14 protein-coding genes are annotated in these 14,309 nt (G+C 37.6%); 8 read left to right on the top strand and 6 right to left on the bottom strand.

Annotated features, from left to right (window positions below):
• The first annotated feature begins 34 nt into the window (after window positions 1-34).
• The 8 genes from ACIPUA_RS05895 (at window position 35) to ACIPUA_RS05930 (ending at window position 8,416) form a co-directional block, all read left to right on the top strand.
• Window positions 35-1,072 (top strand): ABC transporter substrate-binding protein, encoded by a 1,038-nt coding sequence (locus tag ACIPUA_RS05895; RefSeq protein WP_048608789.1) that lies wholly within the window; start codon window positions 35-37, stop codon window positions 1,070-1,072.
• Window positions 1,069-2,085, top strand: a complete 1,017-nt coding sequence (locus ACIPUA_RS05900) for a FecCD family ABC transporter permease (protein WP_449059424.1) — start codon at window positions 1,069-1,071, stop codon at window positions 2,083-2,085. Before ACIPUA_RS05895 ends, ACIPUA_RS05900 begins: the two co-directional genes overlap by 4 nt.
• Window positions 2,082-2,849, top strand: a complete 768-nt coding sequence (locus ACIPUA_RS05905) for an ABC transporter ATP-binding protein (protein ID WP_048608794.1) — start codon at window positions 2,082-2,084, stop codon at window positions 2,847-2,849. The genes ACIPUA_RS05900 and ACIPUA_RS05905 overlap by 4 nt, the downstream gene beginning before the upstream one ends.
• A gap of 11 nt (window positions 2,850-2,860) precedes the next feature.
• Entirely contained in the window at window positions 2,861-3,679 is an 819-nt protein-coding gene (locus ACIPUA_RS05910; RefSeq protein WP_449059425.1) for a class I SAM-dependent methyltransferase, read from the top strand.
• Window positions 3,676-4,521, top strand: a complete 846-nt coding sequence (modD, locus tag ACIPUA_RS05915) for a ModD protein (protein ID WP_042848502.1) — start codon at window positions 3,676-3,678, stop codon at window positions 4,519-4,521. The genes ACIPUA_RS05910 and modD overlap by 4 nt, the downstream gene beginning before the upstream one ends.
• Before the next feature lie 133 nt (window positions 4,522-4,654).
• Window positions 4,655-6,649 (top strand): TonB-dependent receptor plug domain-containing protein, encoded by a 1,995-nt coding sequence (locus ACIPUA_RS05920; RefSeq protein ID WP_449059426.1) that lies wholly within the window; start codon window positions 4,655-4,657, stop codon window positions 6,647-6,649.
• 453 nt (window positions 6,650-7,102) lie between these two features.
• Window positions 7,103-7,939 carry a winged helix-turn-helix domain-containing protein gene (locus ACIPUA_RS05925; protein ID WP_042848505.1) on the top strand — a complete coding sequence of 279 codons (837 nt, stop codon included), beginning with the start codon at window positions 7,103-7,105 and terminating at the stop codon, window positions 7,937-7,939.
• Entirely contained in the window at window positions 7,940-8,416 is a 477-nt protein-coding gene (locus ACIPUA_RS05930) for a FidL-like protein (RefSeq protein WP_042848506.1), read from the top strand.
• 70 nt (window positions 8,417-8,486) lie between these two features.
• Here the strand turns inward: ACIPUA_RS05930 and ACIPUA_RS05935 are convergent, their stop codons facing one another.
• From ACIPUA_RS05935 to ACIPUA_RS05960, 6 genes are all read right to left on the bottom strand, one after another.
• Window positions 8,487-9,344 carry an MrpH family fimbial adhesin gene (locus ACIPUA_RS05935; RefSeq protein ID WP_042848508.1) on the bottom strand — a complete coding sequence of 286 codons (858 nt, stop codon included), beginning with the start codon at window positions 9,342-9,344 and terminating at the stop codon, window positions 8,487-8,489.
• A gap of 63 nt (window positions 9,345-9,407) precedes the next feature.
• Entirely contained in the window at window positions 9,408-9,947 is a 540-nt protein-coding gene (locus tag ACIPUA_RS05940) for a fimbrial protein (protein WP_042848509.1), read from the bottom strand.
• On the bottom strand, window positions 9,947-10,441 hold the full coding sequence (locus tag ACIPUA_RS05945) for a fimbrial protein (protein WP_042848511.1): 495 nt from the start codon (window positions 10,439-10,441) through the stop codon (window positions 9,947-9,949). The genes ACIPUA_RS05940 and ACIPUA_RS05945 overlap by 1 nt, the downstream gene beginning before the upstream one ends.
• A gap of 10 nt (window positions 10,442-10,451) precedes the next feature.
• Window positions 10,452-10,901, bottom strand: coding sequence for a fimbrial protein (locus ACIPUA_RS05950; RefSeq protein ID WP_226619011.1), 450 nt, complete (start codon window positions 10,899-10,901; stop codon window positions 10,452-10,454).
• A gap of 68 nt (window positions 10,902-10,969) precedes the next feature.
• On the bottom strand, window positions 10,970-11,707 hold the full coding sequence (locus ACIPUA_RS05955) for a fimbria/pilus periplasmic chaperone (protein ID WP_071547649.1): 738 nt from the start codon (window positions 11,705-11,707) through the stop codon (window positions 10,970-10,972).
• 34 nt (window positions 11,708-11,741) lie between these two features.
• Window positions 11,742-14,228: a fimbria/pilus outer membrane usher protein gene (locus ACIPUA_RS05960; protein WP_048608803.1), complete on the bottom strand. Its 2,487-nt coding sequence runs from the start codon at window positions 14,226-14,228 to the stop codon at window positions 11,742-11,744.
• Between the last annotated feature and the right edge of the window lie 81 nt (window positions 14,229-14,309).

Below are 14,309 nucleotides of genomic sequence, written 5' to 3' on the forward strand. Positions count from 1 at the left end.
AATTATTATCATAACGAATAGATTAAATTTAAATATGGCCATAAATCGTAGGCATTTTATTAAATTGAGTGCCGTTCTCGCTACTTTTTACAGCTTACCGAGTTTTGCACAAACTCGTTATAAAGTTGAACAAGCCCTATTTGGTAAACTCCCCGCGCCAAATAATATTCAACGGGTAATAAGTTCAGGCCCACCTTCAGACTTATTACTGTTTGCACTTGCCCCTGAAAAAATGGTCGGGTTCGCTTCTATCTCCCTAAAAAAAGGGCAAACTGGCCTTTTCGCTCCACAGTGGCTTGAATTACCTGTTTATGGCCGTTTAGCGGGTCGTGGTAGCACATTATCCCTTGAACAACTGTTGTCCTATAACCCAGACCTAATTATTGACACTGGAAATATAGACGAAACTTATCGCTCACAAGGAGAGAAAGTCGCCAAACAAACAAATATTCCTTATTTATTAATCTCTGGGGGGCTACAAAACTCACCGCAACAACTCACTCAGCTAGGTGAAATCCTTGGTGCCATTCCACAAGCCCAAAAGCTCAGCCACCTTGCTCAGCGATACCTAGATGATGCGATTTCATTTGCGAGTAAAAACCGACAAAAACCACTGAGTTTTTACCTTGCACGCGGAGCAAAAGGTTTAGAAACCGGTGCTAAAGGCTCAATTCATACTGAAGCCATTGAAATGCTTGGGTTACATAATGTTGTAGATATTCCTAACTTCCATGGTCTTACCACAGTTTCGATGGAACAACTATATCAATGGAACCCAGATATCATTATAACGCAATATGAAGAAGCCATTGGGTTTATGACAACCTCCCCGTTGTGGAAAGGCTTAAATGCGATTAAAAACAATAAATTACTTATATTCAGTGGAATGCCATTCGGCTGGCTAGATGGGCCTCCAGGCATTAACCGCCTACTCGGCATGAGGCGATTACAAAGTCATTTTGATAAAAATATTGCAATACACATTAAATCCGATATTACCGAATATTTTGAGCTTTTTTATCATTCATCTTTAACGCCGGAGCAAGTTGACTTGCTGATAGAAAAATCATGAATGAACGACTTAATAAAGGCGCAAAACCCTTCATATTAGTTATTATTTTACTTATCAGCTTGGTTATTGCCCTTACAAGTGGTAAGTACTCACTCACTTTAAATGAGCTTTATCACATGCTTGTGAACCCACTTTCATCACAAACAACATTGAACGACCTTCGTCATGAAACAGTTTTTTGGCAAATACGCTTCCCTCGTACATTGGCCGCGATTTTAATTGGTGGTGGGCTTTCTATTGCAGGAGCTGCATACCAAGGAATGTTTCGTAACCCCTTAGTTTCCCCTGATATTTTAGGTGTTTCCGCAGGGGCTGGTGTCGGGGCGGTTATCGGGATATTCTTCGGTCAATCACTATTTTATATCCAGCTGTTTGCGTTTATTGGTGGCCTAATTACCGTTGCCTTAGTTTGCTTTATTGCTCACTTAGCAAGGCAACATGACCCAATCCTCTCGCTAGTTCTCGTCGGAGTTGCGGTCAGTGCTATTTGTGGCTCCGCTATCTCTTTAATGAAAATCCTTGCAGACCCCTATACACAACTACCTTCTATCACATTTTGGCTACTTGGCGGCCTATCTTCCATTACACAAGAAGACTTAATATCCGTCTTGCCACTCATGGTCATTGCTATCATCCCACTATTGCTATTGCGTTGGCGTATGAATTTACTCAGCTTATCGGATGAAGAAGCCAAAAGTCTCGGGGTCAATGTCAGTTTGACACGCGCCATTTTCATTATTTGTGCCACGTTACTCACTGCGAGTGCTGTTTCTATCGCAGGAATTATTGGCTGGATTGGCTTAATTGTTCCGCATATCACCCGAATGATAGTGGGTGCTAACTTTCGTTATCAGCTTCCTGCCTCAATGGCGATTGGGGCAATCTTACTGCTTATTACTGATACACTAGCTCGGACTATTGCAGCAATCGAACTTCCATTAGGGATCTTAACTTCTGCCGTCGGCGCTCCCTTCTTTTTGGCTATATTATTACAAACTAGGCGGGTTAAATGAGTATTATGACCCTAAAAAATGTCGCTATTGGTTATCATCACACTGCAATAATTGATGACATCAATCTTTCTTTGCCTGAAAAAGAAATTACCTGCCTACTAGGAGCCAATGGGTGTGGCAAAACAACGCTAATGAAAACCATCTTAGGTTTGCTGCCCGCGATCAGTGGTGATATTTCACTGAATAACCGCTCTCTAAATTCACTATCACAGCGTGATATCGCGAAAGTAATTGCTTACGTACCTCAAGCACACGATACCCCTTTCACCTTCAACGTATTAGATATGGTAATGATGGGGCTCACCCCGCATATTTCATTATTTTCTGTACCCAGTAATGCCGAAAAAAACTTAGCACTTCAACAATTAGAGCGGCTCAGCATTCCACACCTTGCAACTCGACTGTACAGCACATTGAGCGGGGGGGAAAAACAGTTAGTATTGATAGCAAGAGCCTTGATACAAAGGCCATTACTCTTAATTATGGATGAACCTGCAGCTAGCCTTGATTTTGGTAACCAAATACGCCTACTTGAACAAATTGAAAAGCTTAAATCCCATGGTATGACGATATTGATGTCAACTCACCACCCACAACATGCTGCGGCGGTCGCTGACCATGTTATCTTGCTTGATAAGCAACACAGAGCAAGGCAAGGGATATCAAAAAGTATGTTAACACTTACTAACTTGGCAGCACTTTATAATGTGGATGAGCAAAGTATTGAAGCTCACTTCCAATTTCCATCATCATTTTCTTGTTAAGGTCAGGGATCATGTTAATTAACCAAATTGATTTCGCAAAAATGTACCAGCAACATATGCAGCAGGCACAACGCACCCGTAAAGAACCTGAGCATTGGGATAAAAAAGCTCAACAAATGGCACAAAATTGTACCAATCCAAATGACCCATATTTGGTTCAGTTTCGTGAGTTAATGGATTTTACTGGGGCTCAAAGCCTACTGGATGTCGGCTGTGGCCCAGGCTCTATTAGCCTGTGTCTCGCCAATCAATTCAAAGAGGTCATTGGTATTGATTACAGTGGTGGCATGCTGGAAATGGCGAAAATTCGTGCAAAAGAGCTCGGCATTTCCAATGCCCACTTTGAAAAATTAGCGTGGGAAGATAACTGGGACACTCTGCCTAAAGTGGATATTGCCGTCGCTTCCCGTTCGACATTAGTGGATGATTTAAAAACCGCGCTGCTAAAACTCAACCGCCAAACAAAACTGCGCGTTTACACCACTCATACTATCAACCCAACCTTTATTGATGAAAATATTATTCGAGAAATTGGTCGCGAAGTAATACGTTTACCAACTTATATTTATGCAGTGAATATCCTACACCAAATGGGTATCAATGCCCGTGTAGACTTTATTAAGAGCCCGAATAAAGGCGGTTTTGATAGCTTTGAAGCCTTTGCCGATAGCGTCAATTGGTCACTAAAAAACATGACGCCGCAAGAAACAGAAGCTCTGTATCACTACTATCATGCACGAACTGCGTCAGGTGAGAAAATTCCTTATCCATCAAGAGATTGGGCGATGGTCTCATGGGATGTTGTCGATGAGGCCGATTTAACATTATGATTTATTTACCTGATGCATTAATCGACCAATTGCTGTTGGATGATATCCAATACGGCGACCTGACCACTCGCGCCTTAGGGCTACACTCCCAACTTGGTGTAATGACATTTTCCTCTAAACACGGCGGCTGTATTAGTGGGCTCCACATCGCCAAACGCATGTTAGAAAAACTCGGTATCCGTTGTGAGTGCCATTTTCAAGATGGCCAACACGTTGAACCTCAAAGTATTCTAATTCGTGCTACTGGGCCTATTGAAGCCCTGCATCAGGGCTGGAAAGCCACACAAAACGTGCTCGAATGGTGTTGTGGTGTGAGTCACTATACTCAGCAAATGGTCAGTATCTTGAAACAATATCAACCTAACGCACAGCTAGCCTGTACGCGAAAAACAATCCCAAACACTAAGCCCCTTGCCTTAACTGCGATTTTGGCGGGGGGCGCTATTGTTCATCGAGCAGGTAGTGCTGAAAGTATCTTGTTATTCACCAACCACCGGCAGTGCCTTGAACAACCAGATGATTGGCATACACATGTAAAAACATTGCGCCAAAACGCCCCCGAAAAACTGATTATTGTTGAGGCCGATGACTACCAACAGGCCGTTTTGGCGATTGAGGCACAGGCCGATATTGTGCAACTGGATAAACTCCCACCTGACCAAATTCAGCAATTACAAAAACTCGTACAGCAGCAACATTCTCCTTGCCAGTTATCGATTGCAGGGGGAATTAATTTAACAACCATTGAAGAGTTCGCCCAAATAGGTGTGCCGTTGCTAGTCACATCAGCTCCCTACTATGCGGCGCCTCGAGACATAAAAGTGAACATTTTTAAACAATAACCGAAAAAGTTCGCATAAAAAAAGCTATTTGCCAAAAACAGCCTACCCCGTAGGCTGCATTAACTTATGGCTAATCACGCATATCGTTATATAAAAAACAACACATCGAAATTAATGAAACGGGAAAGACATAATGAAAATAAAACAAATAACCTATTTGGTTGGGATGGCTTTATTCACAGCGCAAGGGCACGCCGCCTCAGTTAACAGCGAAAAAAATACTGATGTAATGTCAGTTTGGAGTACACCACTTGCTGCGGATGCGAATATTATCACGCAAGAGCAAATGACACAGTTGAATAAAACCAACGTGGCACAAGCATTGAGTACCATGCCAGGGGTTTCTATTCAAAAGTCAGGGAATCGTAACGAAACTCAAGTTAATGTGCGAGGTTTTGATAGCCGCCAAGTCCCTATCTTTTTTGATGGGGTCCCAACGTATGTCCCTTATGACGGCACCCTTGATCTTGGGCGTTTTATGACTAGCGAACTCGCGAGTGTTGAACTCTCTACAGGCTATACCTCATTACTGCAAGGGCCTAACTTGATGGGCGGTGCGATTAACTTAACGACCGCTACACCTAAAAAGCCATTTGAAGCCAATATCAACTTCAACCAAGGCTTTGCCCGCGGTGCAGATAACGCTCACAATATTAGTGCACGCTTAGGTGGCCGTAACGACCTAGGTTTTATCCAAGTTAGCGGTAGCCAATATAAGCAGCGTTTTATGGGAATACCAGATGCAGAAAATAACAATCCATTAGCAGGTAGCAATGGTCGCCGCCCGAATTCAGCCACAGATGATAAACGTATGATGGTAAAAGTCGGTTGGACACCCCGCGAAGCCGACGAGTATGTGATTACTTACCTAAAACAAGATGGTGATAAAAACAGTGCACCGAGCGTTACCAGTAAGAAACAACAAATTTGGCAATGGCCTGCCTATGATAAAGAAAGCATCTACTTCAATAGTACAACTCAAATAACTAATGATATCGCACTACAAAGCCGCCTATATCACGATACCTTTAAGAATACACTCCATCAATATAAGTCTGTGAAAGACTATAAGAAAGGTACTTACAACTACAGTCGTTATGATGACTATAGCAATGGTGCCGATATGCGTGTTGACTTCACGGTGCGTGAATTAGATATGCTTTCATTTGCCGCACACTGGAAAGAAGACATACACCGCGCTAGGTCTAAAAGAGATGTGCCATTCGACCGCTATAAAGATAATACCTATTCCATTGCTACGGAATATCAATGGGTTGCGACTGATAAGCTAGATATTGTCGGCGGTATTGGCTATGACTGGCGCAAAAGTGCTGATAGTAAACGTTATGATTATAAATCAGGCGACTTTAATACCTATGATGGAAATAACCAACATGCATTTAACTGGGAAGTGATGGCTCGCTACCACTTAACGAATGAAGATACCATCCAATTTTCTGTGTCAGAAAGAAGCCGTTTCCCAACGCAAAAAGAGCGTTATACAAAAAACAAAATGAAGAGTGATGATTCCTTCGTTATTAACCCTCACCTTGATGCAGAGCGTGCCCTTACCTACGACTTAACCTACAAAGGATATGTCACACCACAATGGACCTACACAACCAGTGTTTACTATAACCACGTTTCGGATGCCATCATGGCACACCATATTGGCAAAAATGCTGATGGCGGTGATTTGCTACAAAACCGCAATAGTGGCAAAGTCGACTACTTTGGCATTGATGTAGGAACAACAGGGCAAATCACCGATTGGTTAGAAGCAGGCTTAAGCTACGGCTATATTCATGCTGATCCAAAACACTACAGTGTCAAACATGTCGCCGAGCTACCTACCCACAAAGCCTTTGCTTGGGTGAAATTGACTCCTTACGAACCGTTTAGCATTACGCTTACCGAAGAAGCAAGAAGTTGGACATTTAACTATGTCGATAATGACAGCAAAGTACGTGGGTTCGCCAAAACTGACCTTCGTTTCGATTATGAATTAGGGAAAGGTATTTCAGTCAACACCTCTGTAAATAATCTATTTGATAAATCCTACGAATACACCAATGGCTATATAGAAGAAGGTCGTAACTATTGGTTAGGTATTGAATATAAATACTAACATTTAATATATTAGGCAGAGGTTTAATCCTTTGCCTAATATAAATTGCATTAGAGTTTAAATTATAGCATAAGTAAAATCTCAAAAACTAAGTACATTTACTTACTGCAAACACCAAATAATGAAATTATTTCTAATGCCATCAACTCTATAGGTTTATATATTTTTTTTACAACATAGATGATTTAAATTAAGACTTAAATCTCACTAAAATAAAAAAATTCAGCGTTAAATAACGATAATCAGTTCAATTCAATAAATTTGTTAACAAACCACAAAAATGCTCACCCCACAATACTTGAAGTTAATTGATTCCCTATTTAGACTATAAGTACAAAAATAAAAACTCAAAAAATCACTTACCTCAAATTAATTAAAGATAACTTTAAATAATTACATTTTTATAACTTAATGCTATTTAAGCCTTTAATTTAGAGAGAGCAGAAAGTATTTATGAATAATTTACATGGTTACACCATTGATGATAAATATATTTTCGAGGAAAACTCAAGTTTAATTTTCTTAAAACTTGATCGCAGTCAATATATTGAGTTATCAAAAACAGCATCTCGATTGTTCGGTGAGATTATTTCATTAAATCTGAAAAAAGGAATCGCAACACGAGATGAACTTCTTACTAATGTGTGGGAAGAGTACGGTCTTGTAGGTTCAAATAATAATTTAAACACTTACATCAGTGAAATAAGAAAAAAGCTTGAGCAGATTGGTATTGATCCTAAATCAATCGTGACGGTACCTAAAAAAGGGTTCCGCCTTGATAGTCATATTTCTATCCACGAAAATGAAATTATCGATAAAGATTTAGATAAGCAAGAAACTGAAATAAAATTTGGCCCAATTCCAGTCAATAAGCAAAAAATAATCACAGTACAAAATCATCAAGTTAAAAGTTCACAAGTAAATAAAAAACCTATCAAATTGATATTACTAGCAATATCAACGTTAACAGTTTGTTACTTAGCCTATCTATTCATTTATAACTTAACACCTAAAGCTAATGCTACAAGTAGTTATTTAACTTTAAGTGCCCGGGAAAACTGTGTTATACAGACCCCCCTAGGCATGATAGGAAAGGTTTCAAATGAAAACATAAGCTTTATACAAGCCAGACTCGATAAATATAATATCTCCTGTAATGAACCAAAACGTATTATTCTTTTATCTAATTTAAACAGAACATATTCATTTGATAAAAATTTTTCCCTTAGTATCTGCAAAGAAATGAATAATAAATATGATTGTGTATCAATAAACGATCAGAGAATTTAAATGAAAAAATATATTATTGTCTCTATTCTTCTAGTCTCCACTGCATCAATCACCTCATATACCTTGAAACAAAAACAAAATGAGATAAAAATATGCCATTCTGAAATTGTTTGGATTAAAGATAATGGAAATCAAGATGGATTGAATATGAAATCAAAAGTTGCCATCCAATTAGATCAAGATAATCATGGCCGAATGAATTTATACGGTTATATTAAAAATAATGAGGTAACCTATCGTTTAGATAGAGCCGTTTACTTTGATTATCACGCCGTTGACTATAAAAATAATTATGTTATTAACTTTAAAACTTTGTCTATTACATCATCCGATAGTACACCCGAGTCCATTTTTTCCAAGTTCATTCAGTTAGAAAAAGATAAAATAAAATACTATGTCAATATTACCAAAATGGATGATAACATTTATATATTAAATGATGAAAGTTACTCTTCCTTTACCTGTAATATCAAGTAAAAAAAAGCCTACTAAATAGTAGGCAAAACCGTCAACATGGGAAAATGACGAATACAAAATATAGTTTAAATTATGGGATAGTAAGAACCAGTGTAATGCGGCCACTAAATTTCCCTGGAATAACAGTACCATTTGTTTTCAAAGTCGACTCTACACGCACAGGCCAAACTTTATTCTCTTGAACCGACTGTACAATTCCAATCGCTGCGGAACGGTTATTTAATGTAACATGTGATTTTAATGAACCATCTGGTCTTAAATTTACATCATCATATTGTAAGTTTGATGAGACTTTCACACTCATATCTTGGTTACAAATAACATAAAATAAGCTTGTTTGCATGTTGCCATTTAATTCATTAGCGTTTAATGACCCATGATTGAGTTCAAGTATACCTCCGTTACCATCAGGAGAAGTAAAGTAACATTTACCTGCTGGTGGCGGAGCAATACCACAAATTCCCCCAGGTAACATTGTTGCATAGCTTTTTTTCGCAGTTTCTCCTACAAAAATCCCCACACATTCATCAGTAGTGATCGAACCACTATGGCGGCTCTCTCCTCTACGAGGGAATGTCAACCCACACTGTGATTGTGCTGCTTCAATTATCGAAGCCATAGTAGGATAATTAGCAAAATTAATCCCACATGACCAATCAGCTCGGGAAGCTATTCCCCCTTTAGTTTTTCCTGAATGCAAATGGTTTATACTAAAATAACAATTCTTAGCCCCTTTGCTACCTAATACGGAAACACAAGGGTTCGGCTCCGTAGGTGAGTTTGCTTTCCAATAATCCATCTGATAGTAATAGGTATATCCATTTCCTTTTACTATATCTTCCACATATGAAAAATATGTTGAACCATAGCTTATTGATGTAATTAAAAAAAGAGGTATAAATAGTAATTGCTGTATTCTTTTTCCCATTTTAAATCTCTTTATAGTTGAATTAGAGGTTATTTCTATAAAAGTAGGCGTCTGAAAATAGAATTACTCATACTCAAATAAAAACGTAGCGATTGCCGAAATATGCCCGGTTTTAATTTGCTGGTTAGCAATAGAATCAGGTGTCGCTTTGAGAAAAGTATCAAACTTCAACTCATTTTTTCCTGACTGAGTAATAGGAATTAATGGAGAAACCTGATTGATTTTAATTTCCTCACCACTACTGAGCTTAAAACCGATGCCTAAGCCTGGATTAGATTCTGCACCTGTCAGGGCGATAAAACCTGGCATCTGACCATGTTCAGCCCCAGAAATTTTTACTTTCATTCTCTTTGCAATACTGAGATCACAATTAGATAGAGTAAGCGTCATTTCACGTCGCGGTAATTGATATGTTGGGTCATAAATATCCAGTAAACGGATATCACCAAAATCCACCTCAACATTCTTATTTTCAGGCAAAACCACACAAGGTGAGTTAACCAACCTTCCTTTTATTTTGACATTATTTGTTGCTGCTACAACAATATGGCTAGCTGTAAAGCTAAAAAATCCGATTAATAATAGCTGGTTGATTTTTTTCATTACTCGTACTCCACAACCATCGTTGCATTGGCAACAAAATCACCTGTTTTTATTTCATTATTTCCATTACGTATTAAAACAGCCCATAAAACGCCAGGAGAACTTGGGTCAATCAAATACTTTTTTCCAAGCTCTAAATCTTGGTCTGCTAATTGAAACTTAACAGCAAGATTATCGACCCCTGTACTTATTCCATTAAGGTCAAAAGCGCTTTTCGCACCATTTAATTTTAAGTACATGGCCCAATTATTTTTATTGTCACCGCATTGAATTTGGTAATTTACTTGTTTTTTCTGATCATTACCTTGTATCGATTTAACTGAAATAGTCTCGAAATCTACTTCAATATCTTTGCCATCATCAATGTGGCATGGTGGTGGCGTGATTAAATTACCTTTTATACTGATTTCAGTCTCATAATCCTTTGCATTTGAAACAAAAGGCAATGAGACCATCAATAAGACTGCACTCATAATCATTTTTACATTCAACATGTTTCAGTCCTTATTGATATTCCACTTTCAATGTTGCTGTCGCTGTAAAACTCTTTGCAGGAAGGTCTGTTCCACTTTTTTTAACTAATATCGCATCAAGCTTTGCAGGATTTGCAAAATTAAAAGAACGTTTACTTCTAAGTGGAAAATCTTTTGAATCTGCTGTAAAACGCACAGCCAAATTTCCAACGCTTGTTTTTAATAACCCCTGATCAAATGAAGATGAGAGTCCATCAATAAATATGTTTAATTTAGGTTTAATTCCATCCTTACAACTCACCGTATACTCTATGGGCTCTTTATAAACTTCACCTTGAACACGAGTCGTCATAACATCGCCAAAATCTATTTCGATGGTTTGTCCATTATTGATTGTGCAAGGTTTGGATAAAACTTCACCTTTAATATCAATATATAAGAATCCTGAAAATCCAAATACATTTGATATATTAAAAGTCATTAAAACCCCCAATATCCGCATTACATTTTTTCTGGATATCATAAAATTAATGGACATAATCATTAGCCTTATTTTCTAGGTACTACGGAACATTCTGTTGCTTGACAACTAAATTTCAAATCAACCGCACCACCAAAATCATTAAGATAAACTAAGGTTGGCATAGAGCCTAAGCCTCCAGAAACCGTACCTAAACTGGATTCATCAAAAGGGGCTATCATGACCGGCTCAAAATTTGTAACGTCTGTATTACCTTTTTTCAATTTAGTAATTGATAAAAAATAAGGTGATGGGTTTTTTACTAAATAATCAGCACCACGCTTAACAATTTTTATATTATTTTCTTGTGGGATAAATTCCATACGCTCTTTTATCATTATCGTTATCGGTCGATAAAAAATCTTAATTTTTGTTTGTAATGCAATTTGTAGAACATTGGCCTTTTCGCTACGTGGTGGAATTTCCCTTACATTCAAATAATAGATACTTTCCCTGTCCTTTGGTAACTGAGAAATAGCCGGCAAAGATTGGATTTTAATTTGACTTTTAGAATTTGCTTCTATTCTATGAACCGGCGGAGTCACAATAAAAGGCGATGTAACTTTCTCATTATTATCATTTTCTATCCATGCTTGTGCTAAGTATGGGCTTGTTGAGTGCTCATTTGTAAGCCCCATACTCACCGATTTATCATTTTCATTATAAATAACACGAGTTCTATCAAGCGCAATAGCCGCATAAGCCGATTGCATTAATAAAAACAAACTCATTACTGTTACTATTTTAGCATTTAGACTTATATTCATATTTTCACCGTTGACGTTAATACATTACTTATAATTATTTGCATGGTAATAATATTGTTTTTTCCATGCCAATTTCTATTTTTTCAGGTATTTGAATATGACATGATGATTTATCACCCCATTTAACTTTAAGGATATCTGATTGATTAATACCTGCTAAATAAACAAACCCATTATCTGATACAATTCCAACTTCAATATTTTTCTCATTGATAACGGATGATCCAAAAGGTGGATAACTATTATTTTCTAAACTGATAGTTCCTAATATTTTTTCACCTTTAATCACATTGAATTTCCGATAACCAATCGCCCCCTCAGTTAAGGTTGCATATTGGTTTGAATCCAATGCTTCGGCATTATCCGGTATGCTATTTATATCAATCCGTAAATTATTACGGTTGAAATCCATGATACTTGTGATAACAGCCTTACCATAACGATTTGTTTTAATGGGTGTTACTCCAGTTCGAACAGGGATCCCCTCAATACCATTCGTATCGATTAAGACTCTTGACCCTCCATTTATTGAGGTATTACGATGCAATGCTCCACCTTCTGGAGTAACTGTTAGCCCACCTTTTAGTTGCATAGATAATGCAGTTTGATTGTCCTGAGTGTACGTTCCATTGATATTAACTTGTGCTGCATCACCATCATAATTATACATACCTGATGTCGTTACTTTATTTTTATCCCACGTTCCCGCAGAAATAGAATATGTGCTTCGCTCATTAATACGGTCATAGTAATTGACATTATGACTACTATTACTAGAAAATGAGCCTGAATAACTAATACTTGCTTGATTATCATTTAATGGCACATTTAAATTTAAATAAACGCCATTATCATCATTTTGATGAGATTTGGTTTTATATGCAGTTAAACTTAAGCTTAAATTTTTTATTTTCCCTATATCAAAATAATTAGAAACCGTTAGGTTATATTGGTCAGTTGAAGAACGGTTCCAATAAGTTTGATGCGAGTAATTTAAATACATATTTGTATTATATTCAGGAAACGCCGTGCCAAATATAATGGTATATAATTCTTTACCACTATCCATCGTGCTATCATTATAACGCCTATCAATAAATTGACTCATATTCATATAGTTTCTTTCAGAAAATCGATAGCCTGCAAATGTAATTTGGCTATTGATATCATCGAACTGTTTAGAATATGTTAAATTATAGGAGTTCCCTGTCAAAGTACGATGATTATCCGCTCTTCCCATCTCCGCTCTAGATACACTAATATTACCTGAAAGCACACCAAATGGAGCGAAATCACGCCCTATCCCTAACGCAATATTTTGATATTCTGAAGAACCTAAAACCCCACCATAAACAGTCGTGTTATTTGTTGCTCCCCACGATAAAGAACCTAAACTAAATACAGGCCCTTGAGTACTATGCTCATTTTTACTTGGCTTACCCAAAACAAGTTTATAAATAAGTTGCCCTGGTCGCGTTAATGTTCCCAACCTCGAAGTTTCAACTTTATAATTTGTGACATTACCATCCTGTTCTTGAACAGAGACGTCTAATGTCCCTCCTCCAAAAGAGTTAACATCCTGAATTCTAAATGGACCAGGGCTTACTTCTGTCTGGTAAATAATTCGGCCATCTTGTTTAACAATCACCGTTGCATTTGATTTTGCAACTCCCGCAATTTCAGGGGCATACCCTTGTAAACGAGGTGGAAGCATAGATTCATTAGTTTCTAAGCTCGCTCCCACATAACGTATGCTATCGAATAATTCAGAAGATAAATATTGCTCACCAAATGTTAAGCGTGAATTTAACGCTCGAATTGCGCGATACAGGTAAAGTTGGTTCCATGACCATGATTGGCCACCTTTATTTAACTCACCCTTTTGAGTCTGCCAGTCTGCTCTAACGCGCCATGCACCGATATTTGTCCCCATGGTTCCTGTCGCAGTAATACCAGACTCAGTCCCTTTATCACCAGTACGCTTATTAACAATACGCCCAGTTGCATTGTAATCAATAAACGCACCTAAAATACCATCATCCCAACGAGATGGAGGATCCCAATTAGGGTCTTGATACTCCATAAATGCTTGAGGAATATTTATATCGACATTATTTTTTGCTAAGTCACCCTGAATACTCATATCAGGAATAGAACGAATATCTAAGCATTGGTCATTATGCAACCACGTTACTTTTTTACTCCAATTACTTTGTAAACCGAGTTGCTTATAAAGCTCTGGTGTAATACATGCAAGAGATATTTTATCATCATAATCAGGTGTAAAAAAAATAATAGGTTGCTCCATAGAAATTTTAACTCTATTAACAGATACCGCTAATGAGTAATTTCCAGGAGGAATATAATTTGCGTGAGAGAATTTACTGAAGTCGACATTTTCAGTGCTGTCTGTTTCAAGAAAGTCCGTGTTAAAATCAATAGCCTCTTCGGAAAATACAAACATCGGCGTTAATATTAAAAGCATTAATTTTGTAATTAAATTGAGTCTTATGCTTTTCATTTAATTATGCGCCTATCAAACAAAGTAAAAAGGTATAGAAACATATGGCCTTCCATACGCCACATGTTTCTATTTATCTAA

It is taken from the genome of Providencia sp. AGC89 (assembly GCF_053543535.1).